Annotated in this window: 24 protein-coding genes, 1 tRNA gene and 2 pseudogenes; 13 read left to right on the plus strand and 14 right to left on the minus strand. The window is 32.6% G+C overall.

Annotated features, from left to right (window positions below; all coding sequences use genetic code 11):
- Positions 1-75: 75 nt before the first annotated feature.
- The 7 genes from AAHN03_RS05725 to AAHN03_RS05765 form a co-directional block, all read right to left on the minus strand.
- On the minus strand, positions 76-444 hold the full coding sequence (locus AAHN03_RS05725) for a hypothetical protein (protein WP_342278427.1): 369 nt from the start codon (positions 442-444) through the stop codon (positions 76-78).
- A complete protein-coding gene (locus AAHN03_RS05730) occupies positions 431-1,663 on the minus strand; it encodes an IS1634 family transposase (protein ID WP_342278428.1) in 1,233 nt (410 codons plus the stop codon). The genes AAHN03_RS05725 and AAHN03_RS05730 overlap by 14 nt, the downstream gene beginning before the upstream one ends.
- A gap of 374 nt (positions 1,664-2,037) precedes the next feature.
- Positions 2,038-3,507, minus strand: a complete 1,470-nt coding sequence (locus AAHN03_RS05735) for a proton-conducting transporter membrane subunit (protein ID WP_342278429.1) — start codon at positions 3,505-3,507, stop codon at positions 2,038-2,040.
- Positions 3,508-3,589: 82 nt separating this feature from the next.
- Positions 3,590-5,140 (minus strand): proton-conducting transporter membrane subunit, encoded by a 1,551-nt coding sequence (locus AAHN03_RS07710; protein WP_410521329.1) that lies wholly within the window; start codon positions 5,138-5,140, stop codon positions 3,590-3,592.
- Positions 5,137-5,661, minus strand: a complete 525-nt coding sequence (locus AAHN03_RS05755; RefSeq protein ID WP_342278430.1) for a cation:proton antiporter subunit C — start codon at positions 5,659-5,661, stop codon at positions 5,137-5,139. The genes AAHN03_RS07710 and AAHN03_RS05755 overlap by 4 nt, the downstream gene beginning before the upstream one ends.
- A 216-nt stretch (positions 5,662-5,877) precedes the next feature.
- Positions 5,878-6,624, minus strand: coding sequence for a P-type conjugative transfer protein VirB9 (gene virB9 / locus AAHN03_RS05760; protein ID WP_342278431.1), 747 nt, complete (start codon positions 6,622-6,624; stop codon positions 5,878-5,880).
- Complete coding sequence (locus AAHN03_RS05765; RefSeq protein WP_341760850.1) at positions 6,621-7,322, minus strand: VirB8/TrbF family protein; 702 nt, start codon at positions 7,320-7,322, stop codon at positions 6,621-6,623. The genes virB9 and AAHN03_RS05765 overlap by 4 nt, the downstream gene beginning before the upstream one ends.
- Before the next feature lie 236 nt (positions 7,323-7,558).
- On the opposite strand from AAHN03_RS05765, the gene AAHN03_RS05770 reads away from it, so the two are divergent.
- Positions 7,559-7,633 (plus strand) — tRNA-Gln (locus tag AAHN03_RS05770).
- Positions 7,634-8,389: 756 nt separating this feature from the next.
- On the opposite strand, the pseudogene AAHN03_RS07715 reads toward AAHN03_RS05770, so the two are convergent.
- Positions 8,390-8,569, minus strand: a pseudogene (locus tag AAHN03_RS07715) (recombinase family protein); the annotation flags it as partial.
- Between the two features lie 175 nt (positions 8,570-8,744).
- Positions 8,745-9,587 (minus strand): annotated as a pseudogene (locus tag AAHN03_RS05775) (IS5 family transposase).
- A gap of 495 nt (positions 9,588-10,082) precedes the next feature.
- Here AAHN03_RS05775 and AAHN03_RS05780 point away from each other — a divergent pair.
- Positions 10,083-10,244: a hypothetical protein gene (locus AAHN03_RS05780; RefSeq protein WP_341761148.1), complete on the plus strand. Its 162-nt coding sequence runs from the start codon at positions 10,083-10,085 to the stop codon at positions 10,242-10,244.
- A 145-nt stretch (positions 10,245-10,389) separates the two neighbouring features.
- Entirely contained in the window at positions 10,390-11,451 is a 1,062-nt protein-coding gene (locus tag AAHN03_RS05785) for an IS110 family transposase (protein ID WP_342278432.1), read from the plus strand.
- A 505-nt stretch (positions 11,452-11,956) separates the two neighbouring features.
- On the opposite strand, the gene AAHN03_RS05790 is transcribed toward AAHN03_RS05785, so the two are convergent.
- Positions 11,957-12,610, minus strand: a complete 654-nt coding sequence (locus AAHN03_RS05790) for a queuosine precursor transporter (RefSeq protein ID WP_341761044.1) — start codon at positions 12,608-12,610, stop codon at positions 11,957-11,959.
- 422 nt (positions 12,611-13,032) lie between these two features.
- On the opposite strand from AAHN03_RS05790, the gene AAHN03_RS05795 reads away from it, so the two are divergent.
- From AAHN03_RS05795 to AAHN03_RS05805, 3 genes are all read left to right on the plus strand, one after another.
- Entirely contained in the window at positions 13,033-13,212 is a 180-nt protein-coding gene (locus tag AAHN03_RS05795; protein WP_342278433.1) for a hypothetical protein, read from the plus strand.
- Between the two features lie 164 nt (positions 13,213-13,376).
- The gene (locus AAHN03_RS05800) at positions 13,377-13,532 is read left to right on the plus strand and encodes an FAD-dependent oxidoreductase (protein WP_342278434.1); all 156 of its coding nucleotides are present in this window, start codon (positions 13,377-13,379) and stop codon (positions 13,530-13,532) included.
- Between the two features lie 159 nt (positions 13,533-13,691).
- Positions 13,692-14,192, plus strand: coding sequence for a hypothetical protein (locus AAHN03_RS05805; protein WP_342278435.1), 501 nt, complete (start codon positions 13,692-13,694; stop codon positions 14,190-14,192).
- A 45-nt stretch (positions 14,193-14,237) separates the two neighbouring features.
- On the opposite strand, the gene AAHN03_RS05810 is transcribed toward AAHN03_RS05805, so the two are convergent.
- Positions 14,238-14,489 (minus strand): hypothetical protein, encoded by a 252-nt coding sequence (locus AAHN03_RS05810; protein WP_342278436.1) that lies wholly within the window; start codon positions 14,487-14,489, stop codon positions 14,238-14,240.
- Positions 14,490-14,700: 211 nt separating this feature from the next.
- Here AAHN03_RS05810 and AAHN03_RS05815 point away from each other — a divergent pair, with 211 nt between their 5' ends.
- On the plus strand, positions 14,701-15,300 hold the full coding sequence (locus AAHN03_RS05815) for a bifunctional (p)ppGpp synthetase/guanosine-3',5'-bis(diphosphate) 3'-pyrophosphohydrolase (protein WP_342278437.1): 600 nt from the start codon (positions 14,701-14,703) through the stop codon (positions 15,298-15,300).
- A 111-nt stretch (positions 15,301-15,411) separates the two neighbouring features.
- Here the strand turns inward: AAHN03_RS05815 and AAHN03_RS05820 are convergent, their stop codons facing one another.
- Positions 15,412-16,839: a phosphomannomutase/phosphoglucomutase gene (locus AAHN03_RS05820; RefSeq protein ID WP_342278438.1), complete on the minus strand. Its 1,428-nt coding sequence runs from the start codon at positions 16,837-16,839 to the stop codon at positions 15,412-15,414.
- Positions 16,840-16,892: 53 nt separating this feature from the next.
- Between AAHN03_RS05820 and tsaB the strand changes: the two genes are divergently transcribed.
- Positions 16,893-17,570: a tRNA (adenosine(37)-N6)-threonylcarbamoyltransferase complex dimerization subunit type 1 TsaB gene (tsaB, locus tag AAHN03_RS05825; RefSeq protein WP_342278439.1), complete on the plus strand. Its 678-nt coding sequence runs from the start codon at positions 16,893-16,895 to the stop codon at positions 17,568-17,570.
- 288 nt (positions 17,571-17,858) lie between these two features.
- Here tsaB and AAHN03_RS05830 read toward each other — a convergent pair whose 3' ends face one another.
- Both AAHN03_RS05830 and AAHN03_RS05835 read right to left on the minus strand, forming a co-directional pair.
- On the minus strand, positions 17,859-19,181 hold the full coding sequence (locus AAHN03_RS05830; protein ID WP_342278440.1) for a hypothetical protein: 1,323 nt from the start codon (positions 19,179-19,181) through the stop codon (positions 17,859-17,861).
- Positions 19,182-19,233: 52 nt separating this feature from the next.
- Positions 19,234-20,907, minus strand: a complete 1,674-nt coding sequence (locus tag AAHN03_RS05835) for a ribonuclease J (protein ID WP_342278441.1) — start codon at positions 20,905-20,907, stop codon at positions 19,234-19,236.
- Positions 20,908-20,970: 63 nt separating this feature from the next.
- On the opposite strand from AAHN03_RS05835, the gene AAHN03_RS05840 reads away from it, so the two are divergent.
- The 5 genes from AAHN03_RS05840 (at position 20,971) to AAHN03_RS05860 (ending at position 26,165) form a co-directional block, all read left to right on the plus strand.
- Positions 20,971-21,639 carry a phosphatase PAP2 family protein gene (locus tag AAHN03_RS05840; protein ID WP_342278442.1) on the plus strand — a complete coding sequence of 223 codons (669 nt, stop codon included), beginning with the start codon at positions 20,971-20,973 and terminating at the stop codon, positions 21,637-21,639.
- Positions 21,630-22,397: an NAD kinase gene (locus tag AAHN03_RS05845; protein WP_342279199.1), complete on the plus strand. Its 768-nt coding sequence runs from the start codon at positions 21,630-21,632 to the stop codon at positions 22,395-22,397. The genes AAHN03_RS05840 and AAHN03_RS05845 overlap by 10 nt, the downstream gene beginning before the upstream one ends.
- A gap of 623 nt (positions 22,398-23,020) precedes the next feature.
- Positions 23,021-23,464 (plus strand): DUF2335 domain-containing protein, encoded by a 444-nt coding sequence (locus AAHN03_RS05850; RefSeq protein WP_375331075.1) that lies wholly within the window; start codon positions 23,021-23,023, stop codon positions 23,462-23,464.
- 37 nt (positions 23,465-23,501) lie between these two features.
- Positions 23,502-25,367 (plus strand): patatin-like phospholipase family protein, encoded by a 1,866-nt coding sequence (locus AAHN03_RS05855; protein WP_342278443.1) that lies wholly within the window; start codon positions 23,502-23,504, stop codon positions 25,365-25,367.
- 210 nt (positions 25,368-25,577) lie between these two features.
- Positions 25,578-26,165, plus strand: coding sequence for a hypothetical protein (locus AAHN03_RS05860; protein WP_342278444.1), 588 nt, complete (start codon positions 25,578-25,580; stop codon positions 26,163-26,165).
- The last annotated feature ends 209 nt before the right edge of the window (positions 26,166-26,374 follow it).

Genomic DNA, 26,374 nt, shown 5'->3' on the forward strand with positions numbered 1-26,374 from the left:
ATATTTAATATTAACTTTAGAAGATTAGCAACTGCTTTTCATTCTGTATATCAGGAGGTCCATACCATTATTTTATCATTTTGCAGATTTTGTCATTTGGGGCATCGTTAAATCAAATAAATTGAATAAATTTTGTTGAAACTCGCTTAATTTTGGTAATCTTGCAACTTTGCAACCCTTGATTGTGTAATATAAAAAACATACTTTATCCAGCTCTCTTAATGCTTCCTCAATGGTCACATTATATTTACCATCCTTGGTTACGCCACAACCTTGTTTCAACTTATTTTTCATATAGTGCCATATTTTTAATGCCAACATGCAAACAAATACATGTCCCTTCGTTCTGTTGCTTTTCCTTAAAAAGATCGGTCTTACTTCGAGTAATCCTGTCTTCATACTGCTAAAATTCGATTCTACTTCATGTAAATTATGCTTTATCAACCAATTCTTTACTCATCAGTTTAATTTCAATCTGTGTTTCAATCGCATAACAACCATCAAGAGCAAACAACTCTTTTTTCTTATCTTGATCAATTTCAACCACTATTTGGTTGCCGTCTAATTTTAGGTTGATAAATTTATCTATCCGCCATTCTTTGGCAATTTTTTGAATATTATTTAAACCAAGTTCTAGCTTTGCTTTCTTATGGGTTGATACATATATATTACGCTCTTCAATCTTTGCAACCAATTTTTCAACTCGGTTATTCCTATCAAACTCAACTTTTCGGGCTATAGAACCATTCTTCCTTAAAATATATCTTTTGCCATTATTGGTTACTTCGCATAGCTGTTCTTCAAAAAAACTATATTGCAAAACTCCGCTTTTCTTTAAGCTTTCAATCTCAACTTTACTTAAGGTTGTAATATAGTCCCATCCTTCTTTGCCTGTCCTCTTAATCATTCCTTTATCACCAACAAAGACTATATTCTTAATACCAAAATTAGATTTTACTAGCTCAATCTGCTCATAAATGGTAGAAGGATCAGCACTATTACCCTTAAAAACTCTAACAGCCAAAGGTTCGCCATGATCATCAGTTAATAGACCAATCACTATTTGCTTTTTACCCTTCTTTTTATCCCGATTGTACCCATATTCCGCAAGTTCATTCTCTGTTCCTTCGAAATAGCTGGAAGTGACGTCATATAAAAGCATAACAGGCGGCTTGTTATTTTTCTTTTGATAAGTTTTAAATAATTTTAATTCGATCTTTTCTTGGTTCTCTTCTAACCATTCTAGAGCCTGATATAAATGGGTTTCATCAAATGAATCGACAGATAATACATCAGATATCGCATGCGATTTCGCCCATTTCACGCTGGAAAGTCTAGACCCTTGGTGAGCAAAGCGTGCTAAAACCAAAAATAGACTCAATAAAGCTTCTTTGCTTCTAGTACCAAGAGCCTTAGTAATACCAATTTCATCAGCAATTCTTTTTAGTAGAAAAATAGTCCCAAAACTTTCACCAACCTCAGGAACACCATCTAAACCATCAAATTCACCTTTCAGCATCTTCTTAAAAGCCTCAATGCGTAAATCATCCCAGTTAGTTAAGTTAGCTAGGGTTTTATTTAATACTTTCCCGTCTTCGCGATAAGAGGTACGAAGCAATATTGCAGGACGAGAATTTCTATTTGGAACAGTTGTAATATACATGAAAGAGATTATATCTCTAAATTCCAGCATTGTCAAATAAAAAATATCATTTACATGACTACAAATCTTATAGCAAAATCCTTATAAACCTTACTTTCCTACCTCTTCAAACACTTCTCCCTCTCGAAGATAAGTCGCGATGACAACTATTTGTTTCTGTAATTTAGTAATGTCATTGCGAGGAGCCGCAAAGCGGCGACGCGGCAATCTAGGATACACGAAGCGTTACTCTAAAAAAACAGTTTCGCTGTTTACCTAAATCGCCACGGCATCTAAAGAGGCTTGCTATGACGATTATAGAAAAATTTAGGGTACTATGGTATTTAAGTCTAGTTTGTGGTTTCATTTTATCTATAGGCTTCGCTCCATCGAATTCAAGTTATAAATACAAAAAACTTCTTAATAAAAATTTGTATAAAATAAAATAATACCACCATGCACGAGCATATAACTAAACTCAATAGCATAGAATTAGGCAATTTATTTTCTATAGAAAATATTTTAGAATTATTATCAATAGGCTTATAAATAAATATTATCAGCTTTGCTAAATACAGTGCAGAGAATAGCGTACTTAAAGCTAGTACTACCATAACTAATATTTGATTTTGTTCTGCAGCAGCTAACATAATATAAAATTTACTAATAAAACCACCAAAAGGAGGAATGCCTATTAAGGATAAACTGGCAATGAGTACCATAAAGCTAGTTTTGGGCATTTCTTTAGCAGTACCTATAAGATCAGAGACTTGATTGGTATTCTTTAAGCTATAAATACTTCCCATCCCATAAAATAAACAGATTTTAGTAAATGAATGTGAACATAAATGTAGGATAGCAGCTCCCATAGATTTTGATGTAAACATGAAGCTACTAAGTAAAGCTATAGATAATTGGTTAATGGTAGAATAGGCTAATATCTTCTTAATATTATCGCTCTTTAATGCTTTGAAAGAACTATAAATTATAGTTATAATTGGTAAGAAAATAACCCAGTTAAGTTCTACAAAAAGAGATTGTAAATATTTAAGACCAAAAATATACATCAGAATTTTATAAATGCAAAAAAGTCCAGTTTTAACAACTACCACAGCATGTAGTAAGGCACTTACTGGGTAATGTGCTACCATCGCGGCTGGTAACCATTGATGTACAGGAAATAAAGCTGCTTTTGATATACCAAAAATAAACATTAATAACAAAATTATTGTTTGATTCTTGGAGAAATAATATTTGATAAAACCTTGCGATGTAAAATCTCCATGACCTGCTTTAGCATAAATAATTATTAGTGCTGGCAAGAATAGTAATGTCCCTGAAATCATTAATATTTTTAAATATTTATAAACCCCTGCCATAACTTTATCTCCACCACTGTGACCAATTAGTGGAGCAGTTGATAATGTTAATAGTTCATAAAAAATAAACATAGTAAAAAGATTTGAAGATAATGCTGCCATCCCGCTAAATAACACACTTAGATTAAGGAAGAATAGAAAACGACTTGAATTATCGATATTATTGATTGCCAAATATTTGGTTGTATAAATTAAAGCACAAATCCATAAAAAGCTCAGCAAAGTTAAAAAAATGAGACTTAGTGCTTCTAAATGCAGCCCTATAGAAAAATTACCATATATGTTTATTGACAGATTTGCTTTTACGCCTTTCAGAAACAACCAGTCAATAATTAAAATATTGACAAAAAAGAAGCTGCTAATGGTAATTAATAAAGAGTTACGGGTGTTATTATTACTATTACTGATAAGGGGAACTACTAAATTTAGCATAGCTAGCAGTAAAGTCGATGAAATCAAAAAACTAGGGGTAATAGCAGAATACATTACTGCCCTCTGAATGGCTGTAACTCAGGGGTATTTGCACTTTTCCCGATGTTGTGTCTGCAAGCGATGGAAGCACTATATCTCATATCGTTTTCATGACTCCTAAAAAAGGTAAGAATATTGGTAGAAAAAATTGCATTATACTAATAAAAATTAGTCCACAATACTTAGTGTTCGATTTTAATTGTGTATAATCGTAGTGATCCCAACATAGTTTTTTGGCAATTTTATAATGATAAAGTAACGACATAGCAGAACTTATGACAACAATAACAAACTCTAACCACATATTTTCAACAATCAACAACTCGAAAATACTAATCTTAATGAAAAACATACTACTTATTGGTAAACCACAGCTGTAAATTAGACTAAAAACTACCAAAATACGCCATAACATACTAAACGGTTTCGAAATATCAGAATAAGCAATGAGCAGAAATAAAGCAATCTTGTTAAGGCTATCAGCAAACAAAAAGGGAAATAACAGTGATTCACCTCTAGGAATAACTAAAAGCAAAAACATATAACCAATTTGCACCGCAGAAGAATATATAACAATATTTCTGACTCTTTGGCTTCTGCAAGCAAAATATGTACATAAAATAATAGTTGCCAAAGCTATTAAGCTGATAAAATTTGATAGATACTTAATGATCACATTGTAATCAATAGTAAAATGAATGAACCTCAAGATTATATAAATACCAATTATACTGGATATACTAGCAAGATATGTCAGAATAACAGGAGCAGCTGAACTATAGGTCCTGATCATCCAAAAATGCATAGGGAAAAAAGCTGTTTTTAGTATAGAGCCAATGAGAAAAAAACTAATGCCTAGCATCACTATTTTGGAGTCATAATGCGTCTTAAGAAGCATTAGATATCTTGCAAAATTCGCTTCTGCTGAGGAATTTAAAGGAGCCACGGAACGCAGAACCGGAGCGTACTCTAGTGTACGTGAGGATTCGAGTACCGGAGCGACATCCAAATTACCAGCAGAAGTAGAATTTTGCAAGATATCTGAAACATCTAACATATTAAGGCTGCCTGTGCTACTTAATAAAAATCCAATGCCTATTAATATCAAAGTAGCCCCGACAGTACCAAGCATAAGATAATCGAAAGCACCGATAACAGCCCTAGGATTATTGCCCTGTGCCATTAATACATAGCTACTTAATGAAGATATTTCAATGAATACATAAAGATTAAAGAGGTCATTAGTACTTACAATACCAAGATAGCCGCTATGGGCAAATAATAAAACTGCATAAAATAACGATTGTCTTTTTCTATCAAGAAATCTAAGTATGGTATTTGTAACCAATTTGTTACAAAAGATTAGAAAAAATAATAATACGCAATTAATATAGATAATTATAGGTTGGTTCAGATAGTCTAGCCGATATTCAATACCTATAGGGGCATGCCAATCACCAAAATTATATGATACGGCTTCTTTATTAATTACAGATAAACCGTAAATACTTAAAAATAAACTTAGTGCAATCGATATAACTGCTATAATTCGAGTAGCTAGCCTATAGCGAAAAGTTAGTATTGAGAATAACGCTCCAAAAAATGGTAGCAATACTTGCAGAGCGGGAAAATGTTTAATTAATGTCATTCACTTCGATCATTAGTTGTTTCGCTAAAATTAATCTCACCTTCTGATATAGTATTAAATTGCTTAGAAATACGGTAAATCAAGCTAAGACCCAATGATAAAGTAGCAAACCCAACAACAATAGCCGTGAGCATTAACACCTGAGGGAGTGGACTTGAATAGCTATGTAATATTAGACTTCTTGCATAATTCGCTTCTGCTGAGGAATTTGTAGGAGACACGGAACGCAGAACCGGAGCGTACTCAAATGTACGTGAGGATTCGAGTACCGGATCGACGCACAAATTACCAGCAGAAGTAGAATTATGCGAGAAGTCTATTGTACGTTCAATTGGTACAATACCTCCACTTACCTTACCAAGCATAAGGTAAAAAATTAGCACCGAACTTTGCATTACACTAAGCCCAATAATTTTACGAACATAATTATCACTGGTTAGCATTATAAATAAACCACTAACTAACACTAACAGTGTAAGAAAATATAAAATTTTTGAGATATATATAGTTTCTAAAAACATTATTGCTTAACTTAATTAATAGACTTCCTGCATATAGTTAACCCGAATAACATTACACCAAATTCACAAACGTCATTGCGAGAAGCTAGTTTAGTAGCGACGAAGCAATCCATAAAAGTAACCAAAAATGTATTGCTTCGTTGACTCACGTTTCCTCGCAATGACGCCGGTTCACTATGGCTAAATGTTAATCAGGTTAACTATTTAGCTATAAGTTTAATACGGCTTAAATGCTTCATTAAACACACACACTATTTTTTTACCATGACGTATTGACAGCTTGTGAAATACTTGTTCAATAATCACCATATTAGAGTTATCTTGTGAGAGTCTATAATTTACCATCGACTCTCTAAGAGCTTCATCAACTGCAAAAATAGCTGGTAACTCAGCATTTTTATCTCTGAATTGTAGGTAAGTATACACTCCATCATCAAAAATTTTAATTGGTGCAATCGATTCATTACCACTTATGGAATAATTAAAATTATATTTTTCAGGATGCGATAAATCAAGGTTAGCTGAAGATGTAACGTAATTTTGTAAGTGATCTCCAGAATTTTCATCATCAGGATAAATAAACCTTAAATTAAAAACCATATCTGGATCTCTCATATCTAAGGCTTCTGTAGCATATAGTTCAAAAAAGTAAGTTCGCTTATTAGTAATAAGCGTCATATTAGTTGTAGCATCTTGTTCCATCGGTTTAATGAAGATCCTATGACCCGCTGGTACTATTTGCCAAGAAGTGGTGTCTCCCATGGAAATACTAACTATTTCTTCATCTTTTGCTAGCTCTATACTAGCCTGATAACCATAATATCCAGTAAACTTAAATACATCATCAGGACTATAAACCATTACCCTAATTCTACTATCAATCGGCATTGGTCTAGATTCCCTAACGGCTAACGCAGTATTTACAAAAAATACTACTACAAAAAATATTATTAGTTGCTTCATCTTATTTTTTTACTTTTATCTTCTATTAACTTAAGTTTGTAACCAGTGACAGCAAAATTAAATCTTGAGTTAGGTGGTAGATGTATATTAATTGCATCTATTTCAAAATTTATTGTAGCTTGCCACACCATATTTTCTAAAATATCATTAGAAGCGTTTTTTGCCAAAGATGTAAATGTAACTTCAGCCTTATTATTTTTATGATAAACCACTGATGATATATTAACAGAACGCTTTAAGGACTTTTGGTAACGCATAACTGGAGACAATGGATTGTCAATATTCATAAAATTGGCAAATTGTCTAAATATTATACGCGTAGAGTTATTCTGCATAAATATATACTGAGGACGAAGTAAATCATAGTCATATGATTCTCTATGTATAACGTAATTTCTAATCATAATATCTGCAATAGAATTAATTGCATTATGCTTAATATGATTAGCGTTAGTTATTGTTGCACTTTTAAGGGATTTAGCACTAATTGCGTATCTCACCTGACGCTTTACTGGTAATAAAGTCTCAAAATTAATCACCACACTTAGAAATAATACAAAAAGAACTACACTAAATATCAACAAAAATGTTCTGTGTACAAGTGGATATATATATTCAAAATTATACCATCTTTTAGCATCAACAAAATATTCACCAGACTTAATATATTCTTGAACAGAACTTAACACCTTATCCATTAGCTTTAAAATAATTGCTTACCTATATCGGATTCTAACACATATTAGAAAAGATGTTATAATTTTTTATAAAAATTATTCTTTTAGCCTGTTCAAAAAGCTAATTTTGTGTCTACAATACCAATAAAAATCGTATTAAGAATAGTCAAATTAAAAAGAGTATTTGACTCAAGAAATGTTTGTTGTTATAAGCTCTGTGTATACTAAGTGTACACTTATACACTAGTATTTAATGATGGGGCGTAGCCAAGTGGTAAGGCAACGGTTTTTGGTATCGTCATTCGGTGGTTCGAATCCATCCGCCCCAGCCATTCTCTGATTTCAGTGCATTTTGTAAACATATCAAACGGTGGACGCAAGGTATAGTCTAGCTTACAGCCATTCAATTCTAGGTTTGAAAATACAAGATTTAACAATTTGCGTTTTTTCTCAATATTCGAACCTTTAAAGGTTTCTAACGCTCCGGAAGCCAGTTCTACTAGGTTAACCAAGCATTCTGAAAATTGATCATCAGCATAATTATGGCTTTCTAGTTCTCTCATGATATCTTCACGTTTTTGTATTAATTGCTGACGTTTTTCTTCATGATCTTCCTTGCTAATATCACCGTCTAAAAATAAATCAGTTAACCTATCCATACGAGTTTTAATCTTAGTATGTTCAGTATGTAGCTCTCCTATACGCATTTTATAAAAACCTTGCTCTATTTTTGCTGAAGCTTTAATATAACCAATTACTTCAGCTGACAATTCAGGCTCTAAATGGAGTGTTGCTAGTACTTGCTCAACTTCTTGTAGTATTATTTCTTCTTTCACGTATATTCTTTTATTAGGATTATCAGGATGCCATCCTAGTAAATATATCCACTCTGCTGTGATACCATTAGGATAAGTCTTCTTCTTAGTATCAGCAGTGATCACACGACCAGTAACAGCACATTTTATCAATCCTCTAAATATATATTCTTTTTCTCCATATTTAAACGGTTTTTTATTCCAACCAAGGCGTACTGCTTGACAAGCATCAAATAACTCCTTACTAATGATTGGTGGATAAATATGCGGGTATTCTTTTTTAGTTTTTAGGACTCGCATTACTCCGTAATAAAATGGATTTGTAATAATAGAATGAAGATGAGAATGACACAAATAACCTTGATGACCTCTAGAATTATGTAGTCCCCATTCTTTGGTTTTCTCTAGTATTTCGGGAAGAGTATGACTACCTGTAGCATATGTTTCAAATATTTTTTTATTAAATGTGAGCGTTCATGATCAACTATTATTTGCCCCTTACCTCGATCGTTACTATTACTACTTTTTATATGCAAATAACCAATGGGAGCAGTGCTTATCCATTCTCCTTGACGTAGTTTTTGAGCTATACTGCGGTTTACGTTATCTCTAAGAGCTTGTCCGCAAACTAAGTAATAGAAGTAATCCTACGAAGAAGTAATCGACTCATAGCCAAAAAAACTATATTTTCACTAGAATCAGTAAGAAAATCATATTCCTTGGAGAGCCTTCTATTTCTATTTATCCAAGCAAAGGTTCTCTCAACAACCCATCGCCTTGGCTGTACTTTAAACCCAACTTCCCTTGTTGGCAATAGTTCTAGTGGTGTATTTTTTGGTATCCAAAATCTGCACACTGGTCGTTTAACAATTTCTAAATCTATGTTATACTTTTCCTTAATGAGACCCTTTAAATCTTTAGACTGATACCCCATATCAGACCACATTTGTTTAATTAGTAGTGTACTCTTTTTGCATGTTACTGAGTAGCACTGTAGCTCCGTATCGATCATTCTCATTCGCAGAACCGACATAACAACCTAACACAAAGCCTTGTGTATCGGTAATAATATGCCTCTTTCTGACCTTAATTTTCTTAGCTCCATCATAACCTTTAGCTCCCCTTTTTCTGTTGTCTTGACAGACTGACTATCTATTATGCAAGCACTAGGATACTCATTTCTACCTAATTTTCTTCTAACATCCTTGATAAGTTCATGGTTCATACGTTCAAATACACCTTGCTTCTTCCATCTTCTAAATTGTTCATATACTGTCTTCCAAATTGGAAAGTCATGCGGCATATATCTCCACTGACACCCAGTACGTAATACATAAAAAATTGCATTCAAAATCTCTCTTTTGCTATGTTTTAAAGGTCTACCTCCCTTTACATACGATACTTGAAACAACCCCTCTATCCTTAACCATTCTTCATCTGTTAAATCTGTTGGATAATTTTTTCTGCTCATTCTTTTATACTTCTTACTAATAATACTTTGTTCACTTCATCATAGCTTAATTTTAGTTTGTGGACAAGCTCTAAAGCGATACTGCCCACACATTATAAACGTGACGGTGATGGCAAAAAAGATGATGTACTTAATCCTAAAATTTGGCACATAGATTTAGAAGAAAGCATGAGGATTAAATGAAGATAAAATACGGAACAAAAAATTGCCAAAAAAACAAAAGTGCAGCAAAGATGCAGTAAAAAAGCACTGCTCTTTTGGATTACCCGCAAACCCTTTTAGAAACTGGGATACAAGGCAAGCCAAAAAAGCAGTATGCTTTTAAATAAAAATGCGTTTTTGGACTACCCGCAAGACCTTATACTGCAAGGCTTTCAAGGTAGGTCAAAAAAGCAGGATTTTGTATATATATAAATATATATAGCAGACTTATAAAAAGTCTGCCTTAGATATATATTTTTGCTTCTGCTGGCAACTCATCTTCGAGACAAAAAAGTGCTTAAAACGTCTAAAGAATCAGGTTTGCAGTGGTTTTGGCATGAAGTTTGTAGTCATGTAAACATCACTTTTCTACTTGACATACTAAAAATTAGTCAACATAATGCTTCTTATGTGTATTACCATTGTTTTGTTTCAAATAAAAACTCTTGTCATTAAAGTACACTTTTATCAGTATTTCTTTATTATAAAATTCCACAGGTGAAAAAATAATGGTATGGATCTCCTGATATACAGAATGAAAAGCAGTTGCTAATCTTCTAAAGTTAATATTAAATATTAAAATAACAATCAGGATGCTAAGATGGAAGTTACCACAATTGGTATAGATATTGCAAAAAGAATTTTCCAAATTCATGGTGTAGATAAAAATGGTAAGACGGTATTAAAGAAAAAATTAATGAGAGATCAAGTTTTAACATTTATGGCTAATTTACCAAAATGTTTGGTAGGGATGGAAGCTTGCGGCGGAGCTAGTTACTGGGCAAGAGAAATAACTAAATTGGGGCATACAGTAAAACTAATGGCAGCACAATTTGTCAAACCGTATGTTAAAACTAATAAAAATGATCAAGCTGATGCAGAAGCTATATGTGAAGCGGTAACAAGACCAAATATGAGGTTTGTACCAATTAGAACTGTAGAACAACAAGATATTTTATCAATTCATCGAGTAAGAGAGAGATTGGTAAAAAATCGTACTGCCCTTGCTAATGAAATTAGGGGTCTACTACATGAATTTGGTTTTATTATTCCTCAAGGGATCAATAAGGTTATGACAAAATTAACCGAGATTTTAGATGAAGGAAATTTAAGCCAGCTGGGTTATCAAACATTTAGTGAACTGAAAGAGGAATTTTTGGATAATGACAAAAAAATAAAAGAGATAGAAAAAAGATTAAAAATAATAGCTAGCAACTTAACTCAATATCAACGATTAACAGCTATACCTGGTCTTGGTTTAATTACTGCTACTGCTTTAATAGCATCAATAGGTAATGCTACAAGTTTTGAGAATGGTAGGCAATTATCGGCATGGTTTGGATTAGTGCCAAGGCAGTATTCCAGTGGAGGGAAAGATAAGTTGCTTGGAATTAGCAAGCGAGGTGATGTTTACTTGCGTACTCTATTGATCCAAGGAGCTAGAGCTGTACTAAATGCCAAGATAAGATTTACATTGGAAGAACAAAAATCTAAAAAAGATTTTAGCAAATTTACGCAGTGGATGTTTAATTTATCTGAGCGAAATGGACATAATAAAACAGTAGTTGCTGTAGCTAATAAACTGGCAAGAGTGGTGTTTGCAGTACTAAGGTCAGGGGATGATTATGTAGAGAGTAAAGTTTGTAGCACAAAGCTATTATAATTAACATAAAATAAAATAAATAGTGGTTTATTAATTAATAGGTAAACAAAGAATATGTAAGAGATTCCAACCCGGAATATGCGTGAGATAATAATATTGAGATAATAATATTGATGGTAAATAAGACAAACCTTAGCTTACAAAGAAACTGATGACTACAATGGCTCTTTGAAGCCGATAAAATGATAAGTATATAGTAAATTTGTAAGCCAGCGAATTCCATCAGGGCTGTAGGATAAATTACACATAATTTATTAACTATAAGCTGGATACATGTATGCATTTGCATTTTTGCTATTAGATGTTATTTTTTTCTTGCATTTTACAGGAGGTTCATACATGTAGTCAGTAACGAGAATTTAATTCTACACTCCACTCGTCGCATAATACTCACGTTCTATAGCATAATTTCTGCTCATATTTATCTCGAAGATGAGTATTGATAGATGTAAGTAAAAAATGACTTGTGTGAGATACGAGAACAATTTATAGGGGAATAAAAAAATTAACTTTTATATTTAGTAACATATTTTATTATGCTAACTCCTATGTAAAATAAAGGAGTGCTACATATTGTGAAGAAAAGTTTAAATGAATAGCTGTTCACTATAAGTGACCACATACGATCTATTGGTAGCACTCCAAATATACTCATGAAGCTAATAACAATACAAGTATCTATAAATAGCGAAATTGCTGTACTGCCATTGTTCCTAAGCCATAGCCATCTACCATGAGTGACTTTACGTATCCATAAATAAATTGTAATATCAATAAGTTGAGCAGTGTAACAGGCAATAATTGAGCCTATGAAAGCAATACTATATAACCCAAAAACCTTATGAAAAGTTATATTATCGATTTTAGACCATTCTGTGGCATTTAACCTATCCATTATTGCTATAATTAATACAACAATTATATTCATAGCTAGTGCAAGTTTAACACAGAAATTAGCTTTGGTTTTCCCATAAAATTCAACAATTAAATCAGTAAGTAAAAATGTTAATGGGTATGTTATCGCACCTACAGAAAGTTCAAAAGTATAAAAAGGTAATATTGGTAAGAAAACAAACTTTTGATATATTAAATTACCTATTACAATGAGAATTGCAAATAATACGCATATAGTAATATAAATTTTTTCATCTATGGTCATGTTTTTGGAATCATAAATTAAGAATATTTTGAGTAAAAACTATAATTTAAAATAAATAAGTTTACCTAAAATTCAACTTATAAAATTATTTATATATGGTAAAGTTTGTTGTATTATACTGCTCGTAAATGAAGAGTTGGTAGACGAAAATCAAAATCAACAAGTGCTAGGAGTGTTCAAGACGAGGAGCACAGCGTACATTAGTACCGCAGGTCTTGGACAACGACAACACAATTGTTGATTTTCATCGAGTATACATCATCATCCACCACGGTTTCACCATATAATTAATATTGTGACATTAATACAGAAATTTTACTTTTCTTGTATGTAGAATAATACAATTATTCTTTACTAAATGCACCAATATCTATATTAACTCGTCTTAACTCTAAATTAAATTTTTTTATAAGGTTACAATTGTGCTCAAGAAAATTAAGGTACTTTGCATGGCTACTCTGATGGTTATAACACCAACTTTAACAATGGCAATTAGTGGTGAGGTTAGAAAAATTACTCCACCAAAATTAGACACTGCATATTTGGGACAAAAAATACTTTGTTATCGTCCAATGAGACATGGTTCTCCTAAAATGAGTTAGAGGAAAAAGATAGTAAAATAATCGCTAATAACTATGGACATGGTGGTAGTGGCTGGACTCTTGGACTTGGTTCTGCTGAGTACGTTAATGACTTACTTATAAACTCAAAATATGCAACTGATCTTACAAAAGATACGCCAATTACCATTATTGGAGCAGGCTTTTTGGGATTGTTTACAGCTTATGATTTAGAACAAAAAGGTTTTAAGAATATTACGATTGTTGCAGAAAAATTTGATGGACTGGCTTCTAATAATGCGGGTGGTTTACTTGCTCCAGTATCTATGGATAATGGTCAAGAAATACAGACAGTTCTCTAGAAAATAGAAATTGATGCTTATAAATTTTATGCGTCAATCGCTAAGAAACAGCATCCACACTTTAAGGAAGGAGCTATCATTATTCCAGCTTATTTTAGAACTCGGGAAGAATCTGGTTTAGAGCCTTATGTTGGTAAAGTCATGAATCCAGCAAAAGATGTGACAGTTGATTTTGATAATGGTACGACAAGGAAGATGATTGTATATGATGACGGTATTTTTATGGATACAGGCATACTTATGGCAGAACTTGACGAATATTTAAGAAGTAAAAATATTAAGTTTGTACAGAAAAAAGTTAACTCATTTGCTGAACTTGATGGAAAATTTATCTTCAATTGTACTGGCCTTGGTGCTAGTAAGCTTAATAATGATGAGAAATTGGTGTCAGTCCAAGGTCACTTGATTATGCTTAAAGATCAAAATCCTAAAGATCTACAATATATGATTTTGACTCGTTGGGATGAAGGCAAAACTACGTCTGGACAGAAAGTAGAACGTGATTTTTATATTTTCCCAAAACATATGCCAAATACTGGTGTTAATGATGTAGGAGTCATTGGTGGTACTTTTATTGAAGGTGCAACACCTGCAACACCTAATGACGAAGAATTTGGTATTATACTACAAAATGCTAAAGAATTTTATGGGATTAAATAATACCATTTTCCAAAACTAAATTGCTACTCGGAGTACGAGTGTCGGCTACCTTCGCGTACAACTAGTACGTGAGGAGTGGAGATCATAAAGTACGACGACGTGATGATTAGTTTTCGGAAATGGTATAAGTCCCGTAATTAAGGTTAGTTCATTAGACTTCTTTCGAAACTCTACTTCTGCTGGTAATTTATTCATGCTTCCGGTACTCTGCTCCTCACGTACATCATCGTCCGCTGCAGGTCGAGATTCTGTGGCTGCTTTAACAACTTCATCATGCTTCAGCTTCTTTGTAGCCATTGTAATAATTTATTATGAGTTTTTTTGTTTGCTATGCTTGAGTACCAAACACATTAGGTTGTATATGTTTACTCTTAGTAGGTATAATTGCCTATATACTTGTTCAATAAATGATTTTCTAGCAATTGACAAGCTTATTTTTATTTGTTAGCATCAAAGACTACCATAATATTATTTTAAAAACAAATTCACTACAACTAGAATATCAAATATGCAATCTCAAGATACTAACGATTTACGTAAAATAGCTGATATTATTAGTACTAAGCTAAATGAAAATGATATAGCAGCAGCAACATATTATAGATTAAAAGACCCTTGTTCTGCCTTAAATAAGATGATACTAAAGACTAACGAATTAACGGATCTAGTGGCTTTTAGATTTATAGTTGATAAGCTAGAATATTGTTATAAAGTGTTGGATATTATTTGTGGTATCTATTCTGTTAAAACAACAGAGAAAAAGAACTATATTGATTATCCTAAAGATAATGGTTATCGTTCCTTGCATATTGTTACGAGTGTCGGCAACCCTAGACGTGATGTGGAAATGCAGGTACGAACCAATGAGATGCATGATATAGCAGAATTTGGTACAGCAAATCACGATGAATATAAAAAGACGCAGGCAGCAAAGATAAGAGAGTTACTGCCTACTGGTATATTGAATGTAGCTGATATTAATACTGAGCTAAATAAAGCGTACGACATCTTTACCCATTTTAATTGGACTATACAAGAACTTATTGATTATGAGCAAACAATTATAAATCTTTATCGTATTTATCAAGACAACTTGCGTAAAGTATGAAGTGCATAGTGTTATTGAGTAACTAAAATATGTGCTTAACGCGAATTCGGGATAAGAATTAACTAATTCTTATCCCGAATTGGGGTATATGCTAAAATTTTTTTGGGTTAGCTATAGCTTCAAACCATATTTGGCTAGTAAAGATGAAAGCTCTAATTTTATACTATTTAGTTCTTCCAAATTATCTGATTCATATCTAGCAATAATTTTATCTTCAGTATTAGAAGCTCTTAGTAACCACCATGCATACCCTTGAAATTTATTGACTTGAAATTCATTGGGCATATTATGTGAGTCAACCCTTATACCATCAATATCGTTGAAACTGATATTTCTGCTGTTTAAATCCTCTTTTATTTGCTGAATAATATCAAATTTAAGATTATCTGGTACAGAAATCTTAATTTCAGGGGTATTATAACATTTAGGTAACTCATCTATCATATCGTCCAAAGTTTTTTTTGACCTTGATAATAAATCAACAAACCGTAGGGCGGCATAAATTGCATCATCATATCCGTAATATTTATCAGCAAAAAATATATGACCACTAGTTTCACCGCCAAGTAACGCCTTAGTTGTTTGCATCTTATCTTTGATAAATGAATGACCTGTTTTCCACATTATCACGTTTCCGCCATATGACTTAATCTGATTAAATATGCTACTGCTTGATTTGATATCCATTATAATAGTTGCATTTGGATTTTGATCAATTACATCCTTTGCTAATATACCAAGGATTTGGTCGCCTAAAATTATTCGTCCTTTCTTACTTACAATGCCTATACGATCTCCATCCCCATCGAATGCAATACCAATATCGCAATCCTGAATCTTAACTATCTCTATTAGTTGTTCTAGATTCTTGGGAATAGTTGGATCTGGGTGGTGACTAGGAAAATTACCATCAATTTGCGAATTTATAACGATATTTTTGTTAGGTAATCTTAATGCTAATAAGTCAATAATATTGCCAGCCGCACCATTGGCAGGATCCCATGCGACTTTTATTTGAGGAGCTATAGTTATTTCTTGCAAAATCCTATCTAGATATTTATCGATAACATTTAAATTGCGTATATTACTTAGTGCTAGAAATTTTTTTGGTATAATAAGATTGGTGGACCAATCTTGACTTAGAATATTATTCAGTAAATCTTGTATTTGTTGGTCGAAAAAAGGCTTGCCTTGTGATAACAACTTAAAGCCATTATCATCTTTGTGGTTATGGGATCCTGTTATCATTATGCTAGCTTGTGGCTTAAATATTTTATCAGCAAAATATAAAACAGGGGAGGGGACAATGCCTATTGAGGTAACCTTTCCCTTAGCTGAAATAATGCCATTAACCAAAGCATGGTAAAGGGCAGGGGAGCTTAATCTACCATCACGTCCTATAAATATTTCGTTCCCTTGCTTGGATATATGCATTTTGGTAAAACAAAAGCCAATTTTATAAGCAATAGTTGGATTAATATCTATTAGACTGCTGCCACGAATGTCGTACAGTCTAAAAATTGTTCTATTTATTTCCATTGTTATTATAATTGAGTATACTTACAAAACTTGAAATGTTGATTATATTATAAATGAAAATTTTAGCATTTGATACGGCAAATAATAGTGCATCTGTTGCAATCTCTGAAGATCAGGTTATTCTAGCCTATATTGAGGAATTAAGGTCTTCTATGCAAGCTGAAACTATAGTGCCAATGATTGAAGAAGCATTGAAAATAGCAAAGATATCTTACCATGATCTAGATTATTTGACCGTTACAAACGGTCCTGGCAGTTTTACAGGCATTAGAATAGGGCTATCAGTGGCAAAAGGCTTGTTGCTAAGTACAGATATAATAGGCAGTACTATATCTAATTTTGAGTTTTCTTGGTGGATGGCTAGCAGGCAAGTAAAAAATTATAATAAAATTTTTATTTTTCTCAATGCATATAGAGGGCAATTATATAGCCAAGTTTTTGACCAAAATGAACAAGCTTCTATTCCATCACTGATAAATTATGACCAAGCTGTGGAATTATTAAATACAAAAGATGCTACTATTAATGTCTGTGCAGGTAACGGGGTAGAGATGATATACGACAAGATTAGGGATATAAAAAATTTAACAATTTTACCTCGTTTTACTAGAGTTAAGGCACTGCATATATGTAAATATATAGCCGATAAAATAAGGAAGCCCAATTTCTCTAACTCCATAGAGCCGTTATATATTAGACCAGCTGATGCAAAGATTAGAGTTCTTACATAATTCTACTACTACAAACCTCAGTTTTGGATTAAAATTTTTAATTTTAATCCAAAACTGGCTATAATATCAGAAAAATGCATTCTTGAAGCGGCTGGTACGAATGCATTTTAATCTATTATCGCTAATAATCTTATTTTTATATCAATAAAAATAAGATTATTAGCAAATGAAATATTTAACAATTAGGCGTCAAACCGCTTTAAGCCTGATTGTTTACTTTCTCATTCCAATTTCGGATTAATGAAATTAATCCGAAATTGAGGTTGCAAGAAGTCTATTAAAAATTTCCTACCCTCTTCCTTTAGCTTTCGTCTTTTCATTATGTGGAGGTGGTGACGTTGGTGCTTTAGATGACATATGTGATTTTGCTTTTTGCCCGACAAATTTTGCTTCATTCTTCAATTGTTCAGCCAATGGTAGTTTGCTCTTGTCATCAGAGTATCCATGCCATTTGTCTTTTAAATATTCACAAATTCTTTTAATAAAATTTTTCCTTGGTATTATCGTATTCGATGATTCAGCTCGATCGTTTACTAATTGCTTAGTAAATTTCTTTACTGTATATTTATTTGGATTATCGATAAACTTATTTAACTGTTCCGCAGCTTTTTTAGCAATGTCATTAATGGACTGTGAACTTAATTTCCCTGTCTTTGTATCTTTTTGAGTTTTGATTGCTTGATCAATTCGCTCTATCAATATGTCAGATAAAGCCTCTGTAGCACCATTTGCTTTTTTAAATGTGCTTATTGTTTGCGGCTTTACTTCTTCATCTGATATGATTTTTGCAACTCTTTCTTTCATATCTGTTTTATATTGTTGCTCATTAAGAGGAACAGTTAATAACTCTCTCGATAAAGCCTTATTACTATCAATAATTGCTTGAGGGTCTTTTTTCTTACAATTTGTTTGGATTGCTTGTATATCACTAATAAATCGATCAGCAATCTTACCAGTGCCAGCTACATCAATTACTACTTGCGGTGTTAATTCAGAATCTCCTGCTTTTCCTAACGTAGCGGTAATATTTACAGCCATATAATCTTGGCTATTAAATTTCGTACCCATCATCTTCCTAAGGTCACTATGTGGAGAGAAAGCACTCATACTACAATCAAACATGATATTTTGTCCGCCGATATATGATACGTTATGATCTTTATCTATAGTGATCTTGGACATACTACCATCTCTTAGCCATTCACTTCTAGGATCATATCCATAGTGAGCAGATGCTTTAATTCTTAGTGGGGTGAATCCAGCTGTAGCAGCAGCTAGACTACCTTGGTGAGTTGCAGCTAAAATATATTCTGTTTGTGTTTCTGATAAATGATAATCCTTTGTTAATATATCATGCATATCTTGATAAGTTACCTTATAGTCCTGATCTTTACCTAACTTACACTTAGCTAGTAAGTCTACTAGCTGTCCATCTTGGGTTTCAAGATAAAATACACCGCGGTTTATATCCTTGTTAACCTGTTTTTCACGAGACTTAGGATTTTTTTGATAATCTTTGTCATGTTTAGGATCAAAGGACTCTGCTATATATTGTAAGTCTTGCTCTATATTTTGTGCAGCATCATCAGATGTAAAACTATGTGATTTCATAATATCTCCTTAGTTAACTTGCATTCAATAAACTAGATTAATAAACTAGTTTTTAATAAGCTTTTTCCACATTGACTATGATAATGGGTGATTTATTTATCTCATGTTTCAATGTTTTACGAATAGCTGACCTTACAGCATTCTCAATCTGTTCATTGAGAATGCTACCTTTTGATTTTCTCTGAATTTCTATCGTTTCAGTAATATCATCTTTAATCATATTAATTAGCTGTGCATCATCGTCAGAGTCAAGGAGACCCGGCATAGATAAAATAGGGCTGCAACTAAGGCTACCATTTTTATTTATTACCAAACTTGCCACTACTATACCAGAATCACGCATACGTCTACGAGTTCTAAAAATTGATGATTCTGCTGGTAAAAGATAATTGCCGTCAACAGCCAAATAACCTGTTGTTACCTTGGATAAAATACGAGGATTATGAGGATCAAGTAATAATAAGCTACCATTTTCTACCTCAATAGCGTGTTTTATACCATTTTTACGAGCTAATTTTGCTTGCTCATGTATATGTACCGGCTCACCATGCACTGGTACACAAATCTGAGGTCTAATTAGAGAGTACATGTGTTTGAGTTCGTCAATTGCTGGATGCCCAGAAACATGTACAAAGTGATCTCGTTCAGTTATCACTTCAACTCCTGACCTTACAAAAATATTAAACATACGGAAAATTTTCTTTTCATTGCCGGGAATAATTTTTGAAGAAAATATGATTGTATCTTTAGGAGCTAACTTTATACTATGGTGACTATTATTTGCCATTTTTGCAGTAGCTGCTAGAGGCTTACCTTGGCAACCAGTAGCAATAACTAAAAGTTCTTGCCTTTTAAATCTTGCTATATCTCGTTCATCGATCAAAGGGGCAATATCTTTCATATAACCACTTTCCTGTGCTGCAAGCAAAATTCTATGCAAACTTCTTCCCGATAGGACAACTTTTCTTTTTGCCATCTGACCTGCGTGAATTAGGGTCTCAAGACGAGCCAAATTTGAGGCAAAAGTTGTTACCACAACCATCTGAGGACAACCTGCGATAATATCTACTAAACTTTTACGTACGTCTCCTTCCGAGCCAGAAGTTCCTTCATTAAATACATTAGTTGAGTCACAGACTAAAGCTAGAACCCCTTCATCACCATAAGATTTTAGTAGAGCTTCATCAGCTTTCTTACCAAGTACCGGATCATTATCAAATTTCCAGTCTCCTGTATGGAGAATATTGCCAGCTTGTGTACGTATCATAATCGCCTGCATTTCTGGAGCTGAGTGGGTTAGCGGTATCATCTCTAGTTGGAATGGATCAAGATTTATTTTTGCCGAAGGCTTTACTTCATGAATTTTTATAGTTTTAGCAAAATCATATTCTGCTAATCTAAGTTTTAGAAAATTTGCTGTAAAGGTAGTGGCATATATTGGACATTCTAGGCTACTCCACAAATATTGGATTGCTCCCAAATGGTCTTCATGTGCGTGAGTTAGAACTAAACCTACTAGATCTTTTTTATAGCGTTCAATAAAGCTAATATCAGCAATTATCATGTCAACACCTGGTAAATAATCATCGGCAAAACCGCTACCGCAGTCGACCATCAACCATTTTCCTTGATAATGATATAGATTGACATTTATGCCTATTTCATTTGCACCACCAAGTGGTAAAAATAGTAAATCATTTTTATGGTTTTTAATGTTGAATGACATATTAACTTCTATATGATGTAGGATTTAAGTATACTTTTATAACTTATTTTTGGCTTTTAGTCTATGATTAATACTAATTTAGTTTATACTAGTATATTCACCTTTGGTATAGTTTTATTATTAACTATACTATTTCCTAATTTGGATATAGATTTCTCAAAATTATTCTACGACAGCAATAATGGATTTATCTATCGTAACAATAATATTGTACTATCATTATTTGAAGTTATTCCCATATTAACTAAACTACTGACTATAGTAATATTATTATACCTACTTTACTTAATTGTTAAGTACAAAACTTTTAATAGGCTTATTATTTCAGGAAGCATTTATATAATTTTATCTACAGCAATAGGTCCTGGGCTACTAGTAAATTATATATTTAAAGAAAATTTTGGTAGGGCCCGTCCGCTGCAGATTAAAGAGTTTAATGGTACAAAAAATTTTACTAGAGCCTTCTCAATCTCTAATGAATGTTTACATAATTGCTCATTTTCATCAGGCCATGCAGCTATGGGGTATAGCTTAACTAATCTTGCTTATGTTGCTCCTTTGATATTTTTCTCAAGAATTTACAGTATTACATTGATTTTTGGTACATTAGTTGGACTAAGTCGTATATTAATGGGAGGGCATTTTTTAAGTGATGTACTGGCTTCTTGTGTTGTTATATTAACAATTAATCATTTATTGTATTTATGTTGGCAAAAACTAAAATTAATTTAAATAAAATTGCGATTGTTTATAATAGTTCTACAAAATCATTAGGACTAGTTAGACAGCTTGAACTAGTTTATAAGTTTTGTAAGGTAGAAGAAGCAGAAATAATTGTTGTAGTTGGAGGGGACGGGGAATTACTACATGCGATACATCGTTATATGCATCTTGATGTTTCTTTTTATGGAATTAATTCTGGTAACATTGGGTTTTTAATGAATCCAGTTATTGTTGAAAGATTAATGGATAATTTACAAGAATCTATAATTTCTCATTTATATCCTTTAAAAATGCAAGCAGAAAGCATAGACAATAAAACCTATACTGCCCTAGCTATTAATGAAGTATCAATATTTCGTAAAACCAACCAAGCTGCTAAATTCAAGATCGAAATTGATCAAGTTGAGCGTATGAGTGAATTAGTAGCTGATGGGGCAATGGTTGCAACCCCAGCTGGCAGTAGTGCGTACAACTTATCTGCTGGAGGTCCTATTTTGCCACTTGAGTCAAACGTATTATGCCTCACACCAATTTGTCCTTTCCGTCCAAGACGCTGGCATGGTGCGTTACTACCATTTTCTACTACTATAAAGTTTGAAATCTTAGAAAGTAATAAAAGACCAGTAAATGCAGCTGCAGATTTTCAAGAGTTTGATAATATTAAGTCAGTATTAATTAAATCTGTAAAAAACAAGAAGATAAAGTTATTATTTGATAAAAAAAATAGCCTTGAAAATCGAATTATTAAAGAGCAATTTAATGAGTAATTCACCTTACGTATAACATTTAAAAGTTATAGGGAGAATAGCCTAGAGCTATTAGCGAGGAGTCACTTTGGTCATAACTGTCAAAAGTTAGTAAATACAGTTTCCCTATACGTCTATTAGCGAGCGAACGTGCGTGAGCGTGGCAATCCATGAAGCTTGTCATATAGATTACTTCGTCAACCTACGGGCTCCTAGCTAATAGACGATTTTTTAACTTTCAAGCAGTTGTGGGTTGATGTCATCCCAGCTTTCGCTGGGATGACATAATGGCGGTGACATCTCCCCTAATGGCGATGATTAATTGAGCCTACTATATAATTTATTACATCGATACTTGGGGTTAAAAAATAATTTTTATCAAAACTAAAGATTATTTCTCCCTTTTTTCTTAAAGCTTTGTTATAATCACTCTAGTTAACCTGAATTTGATAGTAATAAGTTAATAAATTTAATATGAGAATAAATGAATAAAGAATTTGTAAGACATTTCCTAATAGGCTTTTTTAGTATATTTAAAATATCTCAAACGACAGTAAGAAAAAAGCCAGAGATAGATTTACTTGAATACTTTATTAGGGTAGAAAAAGATATTAATTCAACATTTCAAGAAATAAGAAAATAATATGAAAGATAGTAAAAGTTTTTTTGCTAATAACAATAGGTTGAACAAAGGATATTTAAAAGTTAGTAATCCTAAGGAGTCTGATAATAGCTTCTATAGTAAGAAGTTTGCACATGTTTTGCCACCTGTAGATTTAATGGCAGAATATGAAAATATTTATCCAGGAACATTGACAAAGCTAATTGCCATGGCAGAAAAAGAGCAAGTACATAGACATCAGATGGATATTAAAAGTATTGAGGTTTATGAAAGCGTAACAAAAAAAGGTAGAATAAGTAGTATTATATTCATGATAATGGTCTGTATTACTACTGTAGTTTTGGCTGTGTTGGGGCATTTTATGATTGCCAGTATTTTCACTGTTTCAGTATTGTTAGGCATAGGAACTGGAGTATTCTTGTCTTCTGCTAAATTTACTAAGCGGAAAGACTATACTAGAAGGTGAAATTATATAAGAATTTTATAATAATTGAGTAAAGATTATGAGTAAGTTACAAAAAGAAATGCAAGAAAGGCAGCAAAGTCCTTTTAAATATGTAGTTTTTAGTGGTGGTGGAGCTAAGGGGGCTGGATATTCTGGTGTTTATGAGGGCTTGAATGAATCTAAAGTAATTGAAGGGTTAGAAGCAGTTGCAGGATCATCGGCAGGGGCAATAGCTGCTGCAGTGACTGCATTTGGTATACCACCTAAAGAATATGAAGCTATTTCAAAAAATACAAACTTCAAAGATTTACTTGGGACTCAAGGATTTTCAATTGGTCCGGTGCCGCTTAGTAAAGATGGTACTCCATTATACGAGCTTGTAGATAAGACTATAAGAAAAGGTGCTTATAATTTTTTAAAAGGCAAGAATTTTGTGGAACTTGCTACAGTGAGACATGAAAGGATTTCAGAAGAACTGAGAGAGTTAGACAAAAAAAGGCAAGATCTTTTAAATAAGATTGAAACATTAAAACAACAAGATGATAATAATAGTCAGCAGATTGCTGATATAAATGAAAATATTCGAGGTTTAGATTTTCAGGAACAAGATTTTAAAAAACAATCCAAGAAAATTCAAGCTATAATAGAATCTAATGGTAAAGAATTCATTGAATTAACAAACAAATGTCAAAAGGGTGGTGAACTCCTTTTTAAGGATTTAGCTCTTTTAAGACTTCTTGATCCAGTGCAATTTAAAGACTTATTGATTACTGCAGTAAGGCGAGATGATAGTACTTTGCAAATTTTTAGTGCTGAAAATACTCCTGATGTTCCAATTGCTAGAGCTTGCCATGCTTCCGCTTCTCTTCCTTTAGTTTTTCAACCTGTAAAAATTGATGGTGTCGAGTATGTCGATGGGGGGTATAGAGACAATACTCCTATAGGCTATTTCCCTGAAAATGACAGTAAAGTCGATGTTGCGGAAGAGTTGGATGGTTTTGAGAATGTTACCCTAGCAAAAAAGCAAGGTAGGGTTTTAGCTCTTGCCTTCGGTAGTGGTATGGATGATTCAGCAAATATTGCTATATATAGTGCCAAGAATTTTGAAGGTCCAAATGTCCTAGTGAAATTTTTACTTGATGTAGTATATAAAATGCTAGCTAAAGTTGGTGGAAATTTTATATACACAAAAACTAATGAAAAGACTTTTGATGATTTACGTGAGAATGCATTAAATACGGTTACATTAGATACTCAAGGTATATCTACTCTCAGCTTTGATGATGCTGAAAAATATGCAGGTTATTTACATATTAAAGGTCGTTTTCAGACTTTGGAGTATTTAGATAATTTTGAACTTGGTAAAGGGGTAGATAAAACATTTGAACAACAAAAATTTTTCCTAAATGTTTATGAAGTTTATGATAATGAAAATTTGAATAAAACTTTTTTTAATAAGCTATTAGATCATATAGCTCCAGCGGAAGAAACTAAAAAAAAGAACTCTTGGCAAGATCGTGATGTTATGCGAAATCATCAAGACAAAGCTGACACATTGTTATCTTTTTGTACGGAAGAACGCTGGAAGGGAAAAGATAACAAGGCTGTATTAAAAGAGTATGTAATAGTTGCAGCAACTGCACGCAATAATGAACTTAGAAATGATACCAAGTCTATAGAATCACTGATTAAGACCTTAAATAATCCAACAACACCGAGTAAAATTAAAAATGATTTTGTAGAATTATTAGCTATTGATAAAAAACAAGATCAGAGATTTGATACAAGTAAAAGTCCAGCAAAGAATATTACTGAATTTAAGTTTACAAAAGAAGATTTTAAAGATTTTCTAGGTAAAAATAAAAGTGAGGCATTTCGAATTAGTAGTGGAGGAAAGGGAGTAGGGCAGACTAAGGGGGGATGATATACTCAAATGATCCTACGAATTGGACTTGAAAATGAATGGTGAGCATGCTAGGTGTACATATAGTCATATCTTTACCCTAAGTTGTAAGTAGTAGAAGAATAGTGTATAAATATCAACCAAGTAAACAAATAATAGGTTGATAAAAGAAGATGCTAAAGTGGATAGAGAAAGAACTAGAATATGTAGATTTGGGAGATGAACATTTAAATGAAATTAATAAAGGTATATACTGATACAAGTAATTTATTTTCAAGTTTTAGCTCTAAGAAAGATTTGTTAGATACAATAAAGACAGGTAATGTTGAGAAGTGTGAAACGCTTTTTAAGAGTCATTATGATATTAGTTCTCTTTATGTTCTTAGCACTCATCATGTTAGAGATTGTGACGTATATGTGTTTAGCTATATTCTCAGTGAGTTAATTAAAACTGCGGGATTCAATAGTGTAGGATTTCTTCAAACTTTAGGGAAAGCTATAGATGATCCAAATATTAATACTGGAGCATGGTTGTATCTCTCTGCAAGCAGCTATGATAGCCTGCCTGAGTGTAACCCTTTATTAGAAGTCCTAGAAAAAAAATTTAAGAATATTCGCAGTGAGACCAAGTATCTTGTTGAGCGTAATAGTGTAGCAGGATATTCAATTTTTTCAAAAAATGTAACAAAGGACACTGAATCAAAATCCATTACTTCAGATGAAAATTCAGATACAGTTTATAACAATTGTGACCCACAGCAAGCTGAATCGCTTCATATTGCAGGTGAAATTGATACAGTGTCTGAAGATTTTTTATAATATAGTCATCATTGTACACATCATATCTTTACACGCGAATTCGGGATAAGAATTTGTCAATTCTTATCCCAAATTCGGTAAAATTATTGAAACAATCAGATTTGAGACGGCTCTGCATCTGATTGTTAAATTAATATTTTGCTAAAAACATGATTTTAAAAGATTAAAATCATGTTTTTAGCTTTAGAAAGGTTTAAAATGCATTCGCA

The organism is Candidatus Tisiphia endosymbiont of Myopa tessellatipennis, from assembly GCF_964031105.1.
Classification (GTDB): Bacteria; Pseudomonadota; Alphaproteobacteria; order Rickettsiales; family Rickettsiaceae; genus Tisiphia.

Coding starts and splice junctions, on each gene's coding strand:
- AAHN03_RS05820 (WP_342278438.1), bottom strand. CDS start 16,839: ATGGAAATAAATAGAACAATTTTTAGACTGTACGACATTCGTGGCAGC.
- AAHN03_RS05790 (WP_341761044.1), bottom strand. CDS start 12,610: ATGACCATAGATGAAAAAATTTATATTACTATATGCGTATTATTTGCA.
- AAHN03_RS05810 (WP_342278436.1), bottom strand. CDS start 14,489: ATGGCTACAAAGAAGCTGAAGCATGATGAAGTTGTTAAAGCAGCCACA.
- AAHN03_RS05850 (WP_375331075.1), top strand. CDS start 23,021: ATGAAAGATAGTAAAAGTTTTTTTGCTAATAACAATAGGTTGAACAAA.
- AAHN03_RS05755 (WP_342278430.1), bottom strand. CDS start 5,661: ATGTTTTTAGAAACTATATATATCTCAAAAATTTTATATTTTCTTACA.
- AAHN03_RS05855 (WP_342278443.1), top strand. CDS start 23,502: ATGAGTAAGTTACAAAAAGAAATGCAAGAAAGGCAGCAAAGTCCTTTT.
- tsaB (WP_342278439.1), top strand. CDS start 16,893: ATGAAAATTTTAGCATTTGATACGGCAAATAATAGTGCATCTGTTGCA.
- AAHN03_RS05815 (WP_342278437.1), top strand. CDS start 14,701: ATGCAATCTCAAGATACTAACGATTTACGTAAAATAGCTGATATTATT.
- AAHN03_RS05765 (WP_341760850.1), bottom strand. CDS start 7,322: ATGGATAAGGTGTTAAGTTCTGTTCAAGAATATATTAAGTCTGGTGAA.
- AAHN03_RS05860 (WP_342278444.1), top strand. CDS start 25,578: ATGAAATTAATAAAGGTATATACTGATACAAGTAATTTATTTTCAAGT.
- AAHN03_RS05730 (WP_342278428.1), bottom strand. CDS start 1,663: ATGTATATTACAACTGTTCCAAATAGAAATTCTCGTCCTGCAATATTG.
- AAHN03_RS05830 (WP_342278440.1), bottom strand. CDS start 19,181: ATGAAATCACATAGTTTTACATCTGATGATGCTGCACAAAATATAGAG.
- AAHN03_RS07710 (WP_410521329.1), bottom strand. CDS start 5,140: ATGACATTAATTAAACATTTTCCCGCTCTGCAAGTATTGCTACCATTT.
- AAHN03_RS05785 (WP_342278432.1), top strand. CDS start 10,390: ATGGAAGTTACCACAATTGGTATAGATATTGCAAAAAGAATTTTCCAA.
- AAHN03_RS05840 (WP_342278442.1), top strand. CDS start 20,971: ATGATTAATACTAATTTAGTTTATACTAGTATATTCACCTTTGGTATA.
- AAHN03_RS05735 (WP_342278429.1), bottom strand. CDS start 3,507: ATGTATTCTGCTATTACCCCTAGTTTTTTGATTTCATCGACTTTACTG.
- virB9 (WP_342278431.1), bottom strand. CDS start 6,624: ATGAAGCAACTAATAATATTTTTTGTAGTAGTATTTTTTGTAAATACT.
- AAHN03_RS05835 (WP_342278441.1), bottom strand. CDS start 20,907: ATGTCATTCAACATTAAAAACCATAAAAATGATTTACTATTTTTACCA.